The sequence below is a fragment of the Streptomyces sp. NPDC087787 genome (assembly GCF_044743035.1).
GTDB lineage: Bacteria > Actinomycetota > Actinomycetes > Streptomycetales > Streptomycetaceae > Streptomyces.
In genome coordinates this window covers 15,991-30,933 of the sequence record NZ_JBIUVQ010000023.1, presented here as the reverse complement: position 1 = coordinate 30,933, position 14,943 = coordinate 15,991, and the positions used below count along the sequence as shown (strand labels likewise).

Annotated in this window: 12 protein-coding genes and 1 pseudogene; 10 read left to right on the top strand and 3 right to left on the bottom strand. The window is 71.3% G+C overall.

Annotation, left to right across the window (positions count from 1 at the left end):
• Positions 1-22 precede the first annotated feature (22 nt).
• Positions 23-1,612, top strand: a complete 1,590-nt coding sequence (gene serA, locus ACIOWN_RS29430; RefSeq protein WP_362354206.1) for a phosphoglycerate dehydrogenase — start codon at positions 23-25, stop codon at positions 1,610-1,612.
• 101 nt (positions 1,613-1,713) lie between these two features.
• On the opposite strand, the gene ACIOWN_RS29425 is transcribed toward serA, so the two are convergent.
• Positions 1,714-3,285, bottom strand: a complete 1,572-nt coding sequence (locus ACIOWN_RS29425; RefSeq protein ID WP_401983800.1) for an MFS transporter — start codon at positions 3,283-3,285, stop codon at positions 1,714-1,716.
• Positions 3,286-3,382: 97 nt separating this feature from the next.
• Between ACIOWN_RS29425 and ACIOWN_RS29420 the strand changes: the two genes are divergently transcribed.
• Entirely contained in the window at positions 3,383-3,976 is a 594-nt protein-coding gene (locus ACIOWN_RS29420; protein WP_362354202.1) for a TetR/AcrR family transcriptional regulator, read from the top strand.
• Here the strand turns inward: ACIOWN_RS29420 and ACIOWN_RS29415 are convergent.
• A complete protein-coding gene (locus ACIOWN_RS29415; RefSeq protein ID WP_362354200.1) occupies positions 3,973-5,373 on the bottom strand; it encodes a helix-turn-helix domain-containing protein in 1,401 nt (466 codons plus the stop codon). The genes ACIOWN_RS29420 and ACIOWN_RS29415 overlap by 4 nt on opposite strands.
• A 163-nt stretch (positions 5,374-5,536) precedes the next feature.
• Between ACIOWN_RS29415 and ACIOWN_RS29410 the strand changes: the two genes are divergently transcribed.
• The 6 genes from ACIOWN_RS29410 (at position 5,537) to ACIOWN_RS29385 (ending at position 11,995) form a co-directional block, all read left to right on the top strand.
• A complete protein-coding gene (locus ACIOWN_RS29410; RefSeq protein ID WP_100572117.1) occupies positions 5,537-6,463 on the top strand; it encodes a proline dehydrogenase family protein in 927 nt (308 codons plus the stop codon).
• A gap of 50 nt (positions 6,464-6,513) precedes the next feature.
• Positions 6,514-8,154 (top strand): L-glutamate gamma-semialdehyde dehydrogenase, encoded by a 1,641-nt coding sequence (gene pruA / locus ACIOWN_RS29405; protein ID WP_362354198.1) that lies wholly within the window; start codon positions 6,514-6,516, stop codon positions 8,152-8,154.
• Positions 8,155-8,246: 92 nt separating this feature from the next.
• On the top strand, positions 8,247-9,110 hold the full coding sequence (locus ACIOWN_RS29400; protein WP_362354196.1) for an alpha/beta hydrolase: 864 nt from the start codon (positions 8,247-8,249) through the stop codon (positions 9,108-9,110).
• A 260-nt stretch (positions 9,111-9,370) separates the two neighbouring features.
• Positions 9,371-9,502 carry a hypothetical protein gene (locus ACIOWN_RS29395; protein WP_100572114.1) on the top strand — a complete coding sequence of 44 codons (132 nt, stop codon included), beginning with the start codon at positions 9,371-9,373 and terminating at the stop codon, positions 9,500-9,502.
• 79 nt (positions 9,503-9,581) lie between these two features.
• On the top strand, positions 9,582-10,625 hold the full coding sequence (locus ACIOWN_RS29390) for a 3-isopropylmalate dehydrogenase (RefSeq protein WP_362354194.1): 1,044 nt from the start codon (positions 9,582-9,584) through the stop codon (positions 10,623-10,625).
• Between the two features lie 281 nt (positions 10,626-10,906).
• Positions 10,907-11,995, top strand: coding sequence for a branched-chain amino acid aminotransferase (locus ACIOWN_RS29385; RefSeq protein WP_362354192.1), 1,089 nt, complete (start codon positions 10,907-10,909; stop codon positions 11,993-11,995).
• Between the two features lie 135 nt (positions 11,996-12,130).
• Here ACIOWN_RS29385 and ACIOWN_RS29380 read toward each other — a convergent pair.
• Positions 12,131-12,387: pseudogene (locus ACIOWN_RS29380) on the bottom strand (cytosine permease); the annotation flags it as partial.
• Between the two features lie 165 nt (positions 12,388-12,552).
• On the opposite strand from ACIOWN_RS29380, the gene ureA reads away from it, so the two are divergent.
• Positions 12,553-13,236 (top strand): urease subunit gamma, encoded by a 684-nt coding sequence (gene ureA, locus ACIOWN_RS29375; protein WP_362354190.1) that lies wholly within the window; start codon positions 12,553-12,555, stop codon positions 13,234-13,236.
• Positions 13,233-14,921 carry an urease subunit alpha gene (locus ACIOWN_RS29370; RefSeq protein ID WP_362354188.1) on the top strand — a complete coding sequence of 563 codons (1,689 nt, stop codon included), beginning with the start codon at positions 13,233-13,235 and terminating at the stop codon, positions 14,919-14,921. Before ureA ends, ACIOWN_RS29370 begins: the two co-directional genes overlap by 4 nt.
• The last annotated feature ends 22 nt before the right edge of the window (positions 14,922-14,943 follow it).

Below are 14,943 nucleotides of genomic sequence, written 5' to 3'. Positions count from 1 at the left end.
CCCCAGATCTGTGAGGACTCACGTGAGCTCGAAACCCGTCGTACTCATTGCTGAAGAGCTGTCGCCCGCGACCGTCGACGCGCTCGGCCCGGACTTCGAGATCCGGCACTGCAACGGCGCCGACCGGGCCGAATTGCTCCCCGCCATCGCCGACGTGGACGCGATCCTGATCCGCTCGGCGACCAAGGTCGACGCCGAGGCCGTCGCCGCGGCGAACAAGCTCAAGGTCGTCGCACGAGCCGGCGTCGGCCTCGACAACGTCGACGTCTCCGCCGCCACCAAGGCCGGCGTGATGGTCGTCAACGCCCCGACCTCCAACATCGTGACCGCCGCCGAGCTGGCCTGCGGCCTGCTCCTGGCCACCGCCCGCAACATCCCGCAGGCCAACGCCGCGCTGAAGAACAGCGAGTGGAAGCGCAGCAAGTACACCGGTGTGGAGCTCGCCGAGAAGACCCTCGGTGTCGTCGGCCTCGGCCGCATCGGCGCCCTGGTGGCCCAGCGCATGTCCGCCTTCGGCATGAAGGTCGTCGCCTACGACCCGTACGTGCAGCCCGCGCGGGCCGCGCAGATGGGCGTCAAGGTACTGACGCTGGACGAGCTGCTCGAGGTCTCCGACTTCATCACCGTGCACCTGCCCAAGACGCCCGAGACCCTCGGCCTGATCGGCGAGGAGGCGCTGCACAAGGTCAAGCCGAGCGTGCGCATCGTCAACGCCGCGCGCGGCGGGATCGTCGACGAGGAGGCGCTGTACACGGCCCTCAAGGAGGGCCGGGTGGCGGGCGCCGGTCTGGACGTGTACGCCAAGGAGCCGTGCACGGACTCGCCGCTGTTCGAGTTCGACCAGGTCGTGTGCACCCCGCACCTGGGCGCCTCCACCGACGAGGCCCAGGAGAAGGCCGGCATCGCCGTCGCCAAGTCCGTCCGCCTCGCCCTCGCCGGTGAGCTCGTGCCGGACGCGGTCAATGTCCAGGGCGGCGTGATCGCCCAGGACGTCAAGCCGGGCCTGCCGCTCGCCGAGCGCCTCGGCCGCATCTTCACCGCGCTCGCCGGCGAGGTCGCGGTCCGCCTCGACGTCGAGGTGTACGGCGAGATCACCCAGCACGACGTGAAGGTGCTGGAACTCTCCGCGCTCAAGGGCGTCTTCGAGGACGTCGTCGACGAGACCGTGTCCTACGTCAACGCGCCGCTGTTCGCCCAGGAGCGGGGCGTCGAGGTGCGCCTGACCACCAGCTCGGAGTCGACCGACCACCGCAACGTCGTCACCGTGCGCGGCACGCTCGGGGACGGCGAGGAGATCTCCGTCTCCGGCACGCTGGCCGGCCCCAAGCACCTCCAGAAGATCGTCGCCGTCGGTGAGTACGACGTCGACCTGGCGCTCGCCGACCACATGGTCGTCCTGCGCTACGAGGACCGCCCCGGCGTCGTCGGCACCGTCGGTCGCGTCATCGGTGAGGCAGGCATCAACATCGCCGGTATGCAGGTCGCCCGTGCGGTGGCCGGCGGGGAGGCCCTGGCGGTGCTGACGGTGGACGACACCGTGCCCGCCGGGGTGCTGGCTGAGGTCGCCGAGGAGATCGGGGCGACGTCTGCTCGTTCGGTGAACCTGGTCTGAGGTCACCGTTCCGGGGGCGCTGCCCCCGGGCCCCGTCCCCCTGAACGGGATGCCTCGAACGCCGGACGGGCCGCTTGAGCCCGCCCGGCGTTTTCGTGTTCTCAGGCCGCGGCCTTCGTAGGCTCCGTCTCCGTGCCCGGTGCCGCCGTCTTTCGGACGTGGACGCGGCGCAGTGTCGTCGCCGCTCCGGTCGCCGCGAGGAGCAGGACCACCGCGCCGGTGAGCGCCGCGCCGTGCATTCCGCTGGTGAACGCCTCCCGGGCGGCGGTGGCCAGGGCGTCTCCCGCGCGCCCCGGCAGGTGGCCGGCGACGGCCAGCGCGCCACCCAGGGTTTCGTGCGCCGCGGCCGGGGCGGAGGACGGGACTCCATGGCGGTAGATCGCCGTGCCGATCGAGCCGAGGACCGCCATGCCCAGGGCGCCGCCGAACTCCGCGCCGGTCTCAAGCAGCGAGGAGGCCGCGCCCGCCTTCTCCACCGGGGCCGCGCTCAGCGCCAGGTCGGTCATCTGGGACAGCACCGCCACGATGCCGGAGGCGAGGACTCCGGCCGCGGCCAGTACCAGCCAGAGCGAGTCCGGGCCTGCCAGGGCCAGCATGCCGTATCCCGCGGCGGCGATCGCGAAGCCCGCCGTCACGACGTAGGCCCGGTTGACGCCCTTCTGGACCAGCGCGGCGGCCGCCGGGGCGGCCATTCCGATCGGCACGGACGGCAGCAGCGCCCACAGGGCCGCCTCCATCGCGCTTTTGCCGAGCACCGACTGGAGGTACTGCGTGGTGAAGAACGCCGAGCCCATCATCGCGAAGGACGACACGAGGTTGAGGACCACCGCGGGCGCGAAGCCCCGGCCGCGGAACAGGGCCGGCGGGATCATCGGCGAGGCCGCCGTGCGCTGACGGCGCACGAAGAGGGCGGTGAAGAGCAGGCCGACGGTGACGGAGACGACGTACAGCGGGTGGACGCCCTCGGACGGGATCTTCTTCAGGCCGTAGATCACGGGCAGCACCGCCGCCATGGACAGGGGCACGCTCAGCAGGTCGAAGCGGCCCGGTTCGGGATTCTTCGACTCGGGCAGCAGGAACGGGCCGAGCACCAGCAGCAGCACCATCGCGGGCAGGTTGACCAGGAACACCGAGCCCCACCAGAAGAACTGGACCAGCACGCCGCTCAGCACGGAGCCGAGCGCGATCCCCGCGGTCATCACGCCCGACCAGACGCCGATCGCCTTCGCGCGCTGGGTGGGGTCGATGAACATCGTGCGGACCAGCGCCATCGTGGACGGCATCAGGGTCGCCCCGCCGATACCGAGGACGGCTCGGGCGGCGATCAGGGTCCCGGCGCTGTCCGCGTACGCCGCCACCAGTGAGGCGGCTCCGAACGCGGCGGCACCGACCAGCAGCAGCCTGCGGCGGCCGATGCGGTCGCCGAGCGAGCCCATCGTCATCAGCAGGCCGGCCAGGACGAAGGCGTAGATGTCGAAGATCCACAGCTGCTGGGTGCCGCTGGGCTCCAGGTCGGCGCTGATCGCCGGGATGGCGAAGTACAGGACCGAGACGTCCATCGAGACCAGCAGCAGCGGCAGCATCAGCACGCCGAGAGCGGTCCATTCCCGTCGCCCGGCGCGTGGCCGGTCCGCGGTCGGCGGGGTCGTGGTGGTGCTCGTCGAGTTCGTCATGCCCAGCAATGTACGGGCGTATAAAACGCTTGTCTAGAACGCTCGTATAAATCAGTTGTCTAGGACGGCTGTATGGATCGCGGGTAGGGTGGCCGGCATGGGACACCGTGAGGACCTGCTGGAGGGCGCCAAGCGCTGCCTGCTGCAGAAGGGGTTCCTGCGCACGACCGCGCGGGACATCGTGAAGGAGTCGGGGACCAACCTCGCGTCGATCGGCTACCACTACGGCTCGAAGGACGCGCTGCTGGTGCAGGCGTACATCTCCCTCATCGAGGGGATGGGTGAAGGTTCTGAACCCGGCTGGGGCGCGGGCGGAGTCGCCCAGGCGCCGCCCGGGTCGCTGGAGCGCTTCCGGGAGGTATGGGCGAACATCATCCGCTCGGTGCCGGAGACACGTGCCGTCTGGCTGCTGAGCTTCGAGCTCATCCTCCAGGGAGACCGGGTGCCCGCGGTGCGCAAGCTGCTCGCCCAGGCGCAGGAGGAGGGCCGGTCAGGGATCGTCCCGCTGTTCAACGGTGTCCCGGAGGCCGACCTCGACAAGGAGACCGTTGACACCGAGGGCCGGCTCTACCAGACGCTCCTTCAGGGCCTCATGGTGCAGTGGCTCTTCGATCCCGACACGGCGACCGACGCCCACCAGCTCACCGAGGGCCTGCGCCGGGTGATCGCGGGCACCGGGCGCAATCCCTAGAGCCGCGCCGCCTTCAGTGCCATGTGCAGCAGCAGCCGGTCCTCGCCGTCGTCCAGGTCGAGGCCGGTGAGCTGCTCCACGCGGGACAGCCGGTAGTACAGGGTCTGGCGGTGGATGCCCAGCTCGGCGGCGGTGCGCCCGGCCTGGCCCGCGCAGTCGAGGTAGACCTCCGCGGTGCGGGCCAGATCCCGGTGGGCGGGGGAGAGCAGCGCGTGCAGGGCGGGGTCGTGCGCGGCCTCCGGCGGCAGCGAGGTGAGCAGCCGGTAGGGCCCGATGGCCGCCCACTGCGCGACCGGGCCCAGCCGCGGCTCCGCCAGCGCGGCGCGCGCCGCCGCCGAGGCCTCCGCCCACGCGGTCCAAAGCCCGGCGAGCCCCGTCCGCGCCGCGGCGATCCCGGCGGCCACCCCGCCGTGCGAACCTCCCCCGGTGCTCCGGCCCGGGCCGCCGTCCCGCCCGGCCGCCGCGTCCTGGGCGCCCCCGCCGCTCCCGGCGCCGGAGCCGCCTTCGGGGCGTGCCGCCTGTCCGGCCCCGGCGCCACCGCGTGCGCTTCCCGCGGCGGTACGTCCGGCACCGCCCGGCGGCCCCGGCGCCGCCGCCCGCTCCAGCAGGCGGGTCGCCGCCGACACCGCCGGTGTCAGGGTGTCCGTGGAGCGCAGGCCGACCAGCAGCACCAGGCTCTGCCCGGCCTCCCCCACTGCCGTGAGGGTGTGGGAGGTGCCCCCACCCCAGGGGATCGCGCACAGTGCCCTGGCGCCGGGCAGGGTACGCACCGAGGGGGCGTCGTCCGGGTCCGCCGACGGCCAGGGGGCCACGCACACCACCGTGTGCGGTCCGTCCGCGCGGACGCCCAGGGCCGTCCGCAACTCCGCCACCGCCATGTCCCGCGGCCAGCCCGGTTCGGCGGTCAGCACCGCCCGCAGCTCCCGGGTGAGGTCCGCGCCGTGCTGGGCCTCGTCGGCCAGCAGCGCGCCGATCCGTCCGGTCACCAGCATGGCCGCGGCCAGCTGCCGCTCGGTGGGCCCGGGGTCGTAGTCCAGGAGCCAGACGTAGCCGAGGACGACACCACGATGGCGGACCGGGAGACAGATCCGCCCCCGGTACACGCCCGCCTCCGGGGTCCGCGGGATCCGCACCGGACCGGTCGCCCGGGTGATGCCGAAGCCCTCGAACCAGTGGCGGACCGCCGACGTGGAGCGGCGGGTGAGGATCGAGCGCGTGCGCACCGGGTCCAGGGCGGACGGATCCAGGTCGCCCTCGCTGTCGTAGGCGCCGAAGGCGATCAGCTCGAAGTTCCGGTTCTCCAGGGTGGCCGGCGCGCCGAGCAGCTCCGAGATCTCGTCGACCAGCTCCTGGTAGTCACCCCTGTCACTGGATGTCACTCGGGCATTCTCCCGCATTTCCGCGGAGCCTTCATACATCTGTCTGAGATCACGGGCGCGGATGCGTGACAGCTGTCGATGGCCGACGATCTGAGGAAACCTTTACTTTCACGGTGGTTCTCCGTGCCGCCCCCGAACCGTGGGGTCGCGGCCTTGTTGCTTGTTCGTGTGGAGGTGCCCCGTGCTGGGTCCCGTGATTCTCGCCGCGTCGCGCAGCGACCGGATGCGACGCCTGATCTCGGCGGCCCCGGGGACGAAGCAGGTCGTCGACCGCTTCATCCCGGGCGAGACCGTGGGCGACATCGTCCCGATCATCGAGGACCTCACCGGCCGGGGCCTGGAACTGACCATGGACGTGGTCGGCGAGGACATCACCACCCCCGAGCAGGCCGCCGCCGCACGGGACGCGTACCTGGAGCTGATCGACCGGATCAAGGACCTGGAGCTCGGCCCGAAGGTCGAGATGTCCGTGAAGCTGTCCATGTTCGGCCAGGCCCTGGAGCACGGCCACGAGCTGGCGCTGAAGAACGTCCGCCCGGTCGTCGAGGCCGCCGCCGCCATCGGCACGACGGTCACCCTGGACGCCGAGGACCACACCACCCTCGACTCGATGTTCGCCATCCACGAGGAACTGCGCAAGGACTTCCCGCAGACCGGCTGCGTCATCCAGGCCTACCTCTTCCGCACCGAGGCCGACGCCCGCCGCCTCGCCGCGAACGGCAGCCGGGTCCGCCTGGTGAAGGGCGCCTACAAGGAGCCCGCCGAGGTCGCCTACCAGAACAAGCACGAGATCGACAAGGCGTACGTGCGTGTCCTGCGCGTTCTGATGCAGGGCGACGGGTACCCGATGATCGGCTCCCACGACCCGCGTCTGATCTCGATCGGGCAGGAACTGGCCCGCACCGCCGGCCGCAAGCTCGACGAGTACGAGTTCCAGATGCTGTACGGCATCCGCAGCGACGAGCACCTGCGTCTGGCCGCCGAGGGCCACCGCATGCGCGTCTACACCGCCTTCGGCACCGACTGGTACGGCTACTTCATGCGCCGCCTCGCGGAGAAGCCGGCCAACCTGCGCTTCTTCCTCCGGAGCATGGTCAGCAAGGGCTGAGCCGCCGCACCCCGCTCGCAACCCCGCTCAAGTCAAGGAGTTCGGAACTGATGGACGCTGTGACCCAGGTCCCCACCCCCGTCAACGAGCCGGTGCACGGCTACGCCCCCGGCTCGCCCGAGCGTGCCCGCCTGGAGGCCAAGCTCAAGGAGCTGGCCGAGAACCCGATCGACCTGCCCTGCACCATCGACGGCGTCAAGCGCCCGGGTGGCGGCGAGTCCTTCGAGGTCGTCCAGCCGCACAACCACAAGGCCGTCATCGGCACCTACCGCAACGCCACCAAGGCGGACGCCCAGGACGCCATCGACGCCGCACTCGCCGCGGCCCCGGCCTGGCGCGCGATGTCCTTCGACGACCGCGCCGCGATCATCCTGCGCGCCGCCGAGCTGCTGTCCGGCCCGTGGCGCGAGACGATCGCCGCCTCCACGATGCTCGGCCAGTCCAAGACCGCGCAGCAGGCCGAGATCGACAGCCCCTGCGAGCTGGTGGACTTCTGGCGCTTCAACGTCCACTACGCCCGTCAGATCCTCGCCGAGCAGCCCCCGGCCAACTCCCCGGGCGTGTGGAACCGTATGGACCACCGTCCGCTGGAGGGCTTCGTCTACGCGATCACGCCGTTCAACTTCTCGGCGATCGCGGCCAACCTGCCCACCGCGCCGGCCCTCATGGGCAACGTGGTGATCTGGAAGCCGTCCCCGACCCAGACGCACGCCGCCGTGCTGCTCATGAAGCTGCTGGAGGAGGCGGGACTGCCCAAGGGCGTCATCAACCTCCTGACCGGTGACGGCATCGAGGTCTCCGAGGTGGCCCTGAACCACCGCGACCTGGCCGGCATCCACTTCACCGGTTCGACCAAGACCTTCCAGTACCTGTGGAAGACGGTCGGCAACAACATCGAGAAGTACCGCGCCTACCCGCGCCTGGTCGGCGAGACCGGCGGCAAGGACTTCGTGGTCGCCCACCCGTCGGCCGACCGCGCGGTGCTGAAGACCGCGCTGACCCGCGGTGCCTTCGAGTACCAGGGCCAGAAGTGCAGCGCCACCTCCCGCGCCTACATCCCGGCGTCGATCTGGAACTCCGGTTTCAAGGAGGAGTTCGCCGCCGAGGTCGACTCCCTGTCCATGGGTGACGTCACCGACCTGTCGCACTTCATCGGCGCGGTCATCGACGAGCGCTCCTTCGCGAAGAACAAGGCCGCGATCGACCGGGCCGGGCAGGACCCGTCCTGCACGATCGTCGCGGGCGGCACCTACGACGACTCGGTCGGCTACTTCGTCCGCCCGACCGTCATCGAGTGCACCGACCCGGAGAACGAGGTGTTCCGCACCGAGTACTTCGGCCCGATCCTCGCGGTGTACGTCTACGACGACAGCTCGGCCGAGAAGTACGACGAGATGCTGACCCAGATGGAGTCGGTGTCGGACTACGCCCTGACCGGCTCGGTCATCGCGGGCGACCGCGCGGCGGCGGCGTACACGATGGAGAAGCTGCGCTACGCGGCCGGCAACTTCTACATCAACGACAAGTCGACCGGCGCCGTGGTCGGCCAGCAGCCCTTCGGCGGCGGCCGTGCCTCCGGCACCAACGACAAGGCGGGCGCCCCGCAGAACCTGATGCGCTGGACCCTGACCCGCGCCATCAAGGAGACCCTGGTCGCGCCGACCGACTACGGCTACCCCCACATGGGCTGACCAGCCCTCCCTGGCACGGGCCGGGAAGCCTGCCCCCGAGCAGGCTTCCCGGCCCGTCTCCATCTCCATGTCCGCCGGGGCAGACTCTCCCCGTGACGCGAGCGGTGGAGGACATGGTGGAGACGGACGACGGAGTGCGTCTGTGGGCAAAACGTTCGGGCCCGGACGGCACCCCGCTGGTGCTGTGCCACGGCGGCCCCGGCCTGTGGGACATGTTCGGGGACCTGGCCGGGCTGCCGGCCGGCGTGACCCCGGTTATCCGCTGGGACCAGCGCGGCTGCGGACGCTCGCAGCGCTGCGCGGGTCCATGGACGAGCGAGCGCTTCGTCGCCGACCTCGATGCCGTGCGCCGTCACTTCGGTCTGGACCGGATGGCCCTGCTCGGTCACTCCTGGGGCGCACAGCTCGCCCTGAGCTACGCGCTGGCGCATCCGGAGCGGGTGAGCGCGCTGGTGTACGTGGCCGGAACGGGGATCGGGCCGGACGAGGACTGGCATCCCGCGTACCGCCGGAACTTCCTGGCCCGGCTCGGCGAGCACCCCGAACGCCTCGCCCGGTGGCAGGAGCTGACGGACCGGCCGCGGCGGACGGAGGCGGAGGACCGGGAACGGGCCGTGCTCCAGTGGTCGGCCGATTTCGCGGACCAGAAGCGGGCACTCGTGCTCGCCGAGCGCATGGCCGACCCCTGGTTCGGCATCAACCACGAGTGCAACCAGGGACTGAACGCGGAGCGGAAGCGGACCTGGGGCAGGTCCGGGCTCGACGCCGCCTGCCGTCGCCTCGACCTGCCGGTCGTGATCGTCGACGGCGGCAGGGACATCCGCCCGCGCACGGCGGTCGACTCCCTGGAGCGGGCCCTGCCCCGGGTGCGCCGGGTCGCCCTCCCGGATGCCGGGCACATGCCCTGGGTCGAGGAACCCCAGGGCTTTCGCCGGGCGGTGGCGGCGGCGCTGTGAACCCCTGTTCGGAGAAAAGGGCAGCTCGGCGGGGGGTCCGCCGACGCGCCGTCTCAGATAGTAGGAAGTCCGAGTAATGGTGGAGACAGGCGCCCGTTCCTCGCTTAGCTTTGAAGGAGCCGAACGTCTCGCTGATCAAGCGAATGGCGGTCGTGAGCCGGGCCCCGCGCAGGACACCCCTGCGGCACCGCTCCCCGCCCCCTTCCGGCGTCTCTCTTTTCTCATCCGCACTCCACGTGTGCCGAAGGAGCTGATTCCCCATGGCCGCAACCGCTCTGCGCCGCCGTGTCCGTCACACCACCCGTGCCGGCGAGTCCGACCGCAAGAACGCCGCAGCCGCCCTCCAGCGCGCCCTCGACCGTCGTGACAACGGTGGCGAGACGGGCCACTGAGCCCCCGGGAGTCATCCTCGGAGTGTCCGGATCGCGGACGCTCCGTGTCATCCCATGGGACGAGGAGTAGGGTGCCGGCATGTCTCGCAGCATCGATCTCGCAGTGATCCCCGGTGACGGAATCGGCCAGGAAGTCGTGGCCGAGGGCCTGAAGGTCCTGTCCGCCGCCCTACCGCAGGACGTGAAGCTGGAGACCAAGGAGTACGACTTCGGCGCCCGGCGCTACCACGCCACCGGGGAGACCCTCACCGACGCCGACCTGGAGCAGCTCGGGCGGCACGACGCCATCCTGCTCGGCGCCATCGGCGACCCGTCGGTGCCCTCCGGCGTCCTGGAGCGCGGCTTCCTGCTCAAGCTCCGCTTCGCCTTCGACCACCACGTCAACCTGCGCCCGAGCAAGCTCCTCCCCGGTGTCGCCTCCCCGTTGGCGGGCGACCCGCGGATCGACTTCGTCGTCGTCCGCGAGGGCACCGAGGGCCCGTACACGGGCAACGGCGGCACCATCCGCAAGGGCACCGAGCACGAGGTCGCCACCGAGGTCTCCGTCAACACGGCCTTCGGTGTCGAGCGTGTGGTCCGCGACGCCTTCGCGCGCGCCCAGGCCCGTCCGCGCAAGAAGCTCACGCTTGTCCACAAGAACAACGTTCTGACCTTCGCGGGCCACCTGTGGACGAACATCTTCAACAAGGTGGCCGAGGAGTACCCCGAGGTCACCACCGAGTACGTCCACGTCGACGCGGCCACCATCTACCTGGTGACCCAGCCCGAGCGGTTCGACGTCATCGTCACCGACAACCTCTTCGGCGACATCATCACCGACCTCGCCGCGGCCGTCTCCGGCGGCATCGGCGTCGCCGCCTCCGGCAACATCAACCCGAGCGGCGAGTTCCCGTCCATGTTCGAGCCGGTCCACGGCTCGGCTCCGGACATCGCGGGCCAGGGCAAGGCCGACCCCACCGCCACGGTCCTGTCCGTCGCCCTGCTGCTGCGCCACCTCGGCTACGAGTCCGAGGCGACCCGTATCGAGGACGCGGTCTCCGCCGACCTCGCGGAGCGGGGCGCGCTTCCCGCGCGGAGCACCGCCGAGATCGGTGACGCGCTCCGCGTACGAGTAGCGGGCTGACCCTCCCCCAAGCACTCCGTGCAGGGGGTGCCCCCAGCCACTCGAAAACTTCGAAGCTGTCGGGTCGCATCAGCGCCCGGCGGCTTCCCCCTGTCCGCCGCCGGGTGCCACCATCAGTCCCTGGGCCGTATTCACCCCGTTTTCTTCCGCCGTCGGCTCCGCGCGATAATCGAACGCGGTGCCGCGGTATGAGGGAATGCTCGGACGTCCAAGCACAGGCCACCGGCCGGACGGGCGTGAGCGCGGCCCGTCACAACACACTCGGTGAAGGACACTCACTCATGACGACGCCCACGATCGAGCTCAAGCCATCGGCCGGCCCGCTCTCCGACGCGGAGCGGGAGGCCATCCTGGCCAACCCCGGATTCGGCCGCCACTTCACCGACCACATGGTGACCATCAGGTGGACGGAGGGCCGGGGCTGGCACGACGGCCAGCTCGTTCCGTACGCGCCGATCCCCCTGGACCCCGCCACGCATGTGCTGCACTACGCGCAGGAGATCTTCGAGGGCCTGAAGGCCTACCGCCGGCCCGACGGCTCGGTCGCCACCTTCCGCCCGGAGAGGAACGCCAGGCGCTTCCAGGCGTCCTCCCGTCGTCTGGCCATGCCCGAGCTGCCCGTCGAGACGTTCATCGAGGCCTGTGACGTCCTGGTCCGCCAGGACAAGGCATGGGTGCCGGCGCACGGCGGCGAGGAGTCCCTCTACCTGCGCCCGTTCATGATCTCCACCGAGGTCGGGCTGGGCGTCAAGCCCGCCAACGAGTACCTGTTCCTCGTGATCGCCTCCCCGGCCGGCGCGTACTTCCCCGGCGGTGTGAAGCCGGTCTCCATCTGGGCCTCCGAGGACCGCGTCCGCGCCGTCCCGGGCGGCACGGGCGACGCCAAGACCGGCGGCAACTACGCGGCCTCCCTGCTCGCCCAGGCCGAGGCCGCCGCCAAGGGCTGCGACCAGGTCTGCTACCTCGACGCCGTGGAGCACAAGTGGGTCGAGGAACTCGGCGGCATGAACCTGTACTTCGTCTACGGCGACAGGATCGTCACCCCGTCCCTCAGCGGCTCGATCCTGGAGGGCGTCACCCGTGACTCGCTGCTGACGGTCGCCCGCGACCTCGGCTACGAGGCCGAGGAGGCCCGCGTCTCCATCGACCAGTGGCAGCGCGACTCCGAGAACGGCACGCTGACGGAGGTCTTCGCCTGCGGCACGGCCGCCGTCATCACCCCGGTCGGCACCGTCAAGCGCGCGGGCGCCGAGTGGAAGCAGTCGGGCGGCGAGCCCGGCGAGGTCACGATGAAGCTGCGCCAGGCCCTGCTGGACATCCAGCGCGGCGTCACCGAGGACAAGCACGGCTGGATGCACGCGCTGGCGTAGCCGCCCGCCGGGGCCCGCCCCTCACCGGCCGCCTCCCGCTGCCCACCTCCCGTTCCCCGTCCGCCGGCTTCGCGAACCGGCGGGCGGGGAACGGCCGTTGGCGGCCTGTGGATCGATCTTCCCGGAACAGCCGTGCGGGGCGTAGGCGATCACGCCGAGGATGAGCAGGGCGGTCATGCCGACCGCGAGCACGCGGTACATGGCGAGCAGCACCCGGTAGCCGTACACAGCGCCCGCGGCGGTCGCCGCGGCGAGCAGGGTGAGACGACGCCGTACGCCACCGCGCTCGGTGTCGGCCCGACCACCGAGCCGACCGGCCGGCCGCGCACGCCGAACTGGGCGCCGGAGGAGGTCGACAGGGTGGTGCCGGTGCGCAGGGAGACCGGCGCCACCCCGAGACACTGTTCTGTCGGCATGGCAGGTCTCCTTCGGCGGCCGCCCGGAAGTTAGAGCGACGTTCGATGTGACGGCTGAGTGGCTTGCCGTCAACGGTTCCTTTCTGTGCATCCCATGTTTAGAGTGTTGCTCTAATGTGACGAGCAAGGAGGTGCCGCGGCGTGAGACTGACCCCCACCGAGCGCGACCGGCTGCTGCTGTTCAGCGCCGCCGAACTGGCCCGCGCCCGCAGGGCCCGCGGCCTGCGGCTCAACGTTCCGGAGGCCACCGCCCTGATCGCCGACACGGTGTGCGAGGCCGCCCGCGACGGCTCCCGCCTCGCCGAGGCGATCGAGCGCGCCCGCACGGTGCTCGGCCCGGACGACGTCCTGCCCGGCGTCGCGGACGTGGTCACCGAGGTGCACGTCGAGGCGGTCTTCGACGACGGCTCACGGCTCGCGGTGGTCCTTGACCCGATCGCCGGGGGCGGCCTCGCCGAGATGGCTCCGGGCGCGCTGCTGCCGGGACCGGAGCACGCCGAGCCGGAGGCGGCCGTACGGCTCACGGTCACCAACACCGCTTCCGTGCCGGTCTCCGTGACCTCGCACTTCCACTTCTTCGAGGCCAACCCGCGCCTCGACTTCCCGCGCGAGCGGGCCTACGGCATGCGGCTCGCGGTGCCCGCCGGATCGTCCGTGCGGTTCGGACCGGGGGAGAGCGTCGAGGTCGGCCTCGTGCCGGTCGGCGGCGAGCGGATCGCGATCGGCTTCGCGGGCCTCGTCGACGGGCCCCTGGACGCGCCGGGGGCCAGGGAAGAGGCCCTGCGCCGGGCCGCCGCCTGCGGATACCTGGGAGCCGGCCGATGAGCATCGACCCGTACGCGTACGCAGCCACCCACGGCCCCCGGGCCGGCGACCGCCTCCGTCTCGGCGACTCCGGCCTCGTGATCCGGGTCGAGTCCGACGCGCAGCGCTACGGCGACGAGTTCCTCGCCGGCTTCGGCAAGACCGCCCGGGACGGACTGCACCTGAAGGCGGCGGCGGTCCGCGAGACCTGCGACGTGGTGATCAGCAACGTCGTCGTCATCGACGCCGTTCAGGGCATCCGCAAGGTCTCCATAGGCATCCGCGAGGGGCGGATCCAGTCCATCGGGCGGGCCGGGAACCCCGACACCCTCGACGGCGTCGACGTCGTCGTCGGCACGGGCACCACGATCGTGTCCGGCGAGGGGCTGATCGCCACCGCCGGCGCCGTGGACACCCATGTGCACCTGCTGTCGCCGCGCATCATGGAGGCCTCCCTCGCCTCCGGCGTGACCACCATCATCGGCCAGGAGTTCGGGCCGGTGTGGGGCGTGGGCGTCAACTCGCCCTGGGCCTTGCGGCACGCGTTCGGCGCCTTCGACGCCTGGCCGGTCAACATCGGCTTCCTGGCCCGCGGTTCGTCCTCGCACTCCGCCCCGCTCGTGGAGGCGCTGGCCGAGGGCGGCGCCTCGGGCTTCAAGGTGCACGAGGACATGGGCGCCCACACCCGCGCCCTCGACACCGCGCTGCGGGTCGCCGAGGAGCACGACGTACAAGTCGCCCTGCACAGCGACGGGCTGAACGAGTGCCTGTCGGTCGAGGACACTCTGCGCGTTCTGGAGGGCCGCACCATCCACGCCTTCCACATCGAGGGCTGCGGCGGCGGACACGTCCCCAACGTGCTGAAGATGGCCGGCGTCCCGAACGTCATCGGCTCCTCCACCAACCCCACCCTGCCCTTCGGCCGGGACGCGGTCGCTGAGCACTACGGCATGATCGTCTCCGTCCACGACCTCAAGACCGACCTGCCCGGCGACGCCGCCATGGCCCGCGACCGCATCCGCTCCGGAACCATGGGCGCCGAGGACGTGCTGCACGACCTGGGCGCGATCGGCATCACCTCCTCCGACGCCCAGGGCATGGGCCGGGCCGGCGAGACCGTGCGCCGCACCTTCGCCATGGCCGGGAAGATGAAGGCCGAACTGGGACCGGTCGACGGCGACGGCCCGGACGACGACAACGCGCGCGTCCTGCGCTACATCGCCAAGCTGACGATCAACCCCGCCATCGCGCACGGCCTCTCCCACGAGGTCGGCTCGATCGAGACCGGCAAGCTCGCCGACATCGTGCTGTGGCGCCCCGAGTTCTTCGGCGCCAAGCCGCAACTGGTCCTCAAGTCGGGTTTCCCCGCGTACGGCGTGGTGGGCGACCCGAACGCGGCCACGGACACCTGCGAACCCCTAGTGCTGGGGCCGCAGTTCGGGGCGCACGGCGCCACCCCGGCGGAGATCTCGGTCGCGTTCGTCGCCCAGGCCGCCGTGGACCAGGGCCACGACACGATGCCCACCCGGCGGCGCCGGGTCGCCGTGCGCGGCACTCGCGGTATCGGCCCCGCCGACCTGCGCCTCAACTCCCGTACCGGATCCGTCGACGTCGACCAGCGCACCGGCCTGGTCACCCTGGACGGCGAACCGGTCCGCTCGGAGCCCGCCGACTCGGTCTCCCTCAACCGCCTGTACTTCCTGTGACCTCCGTGACCCCTGCGAGGAC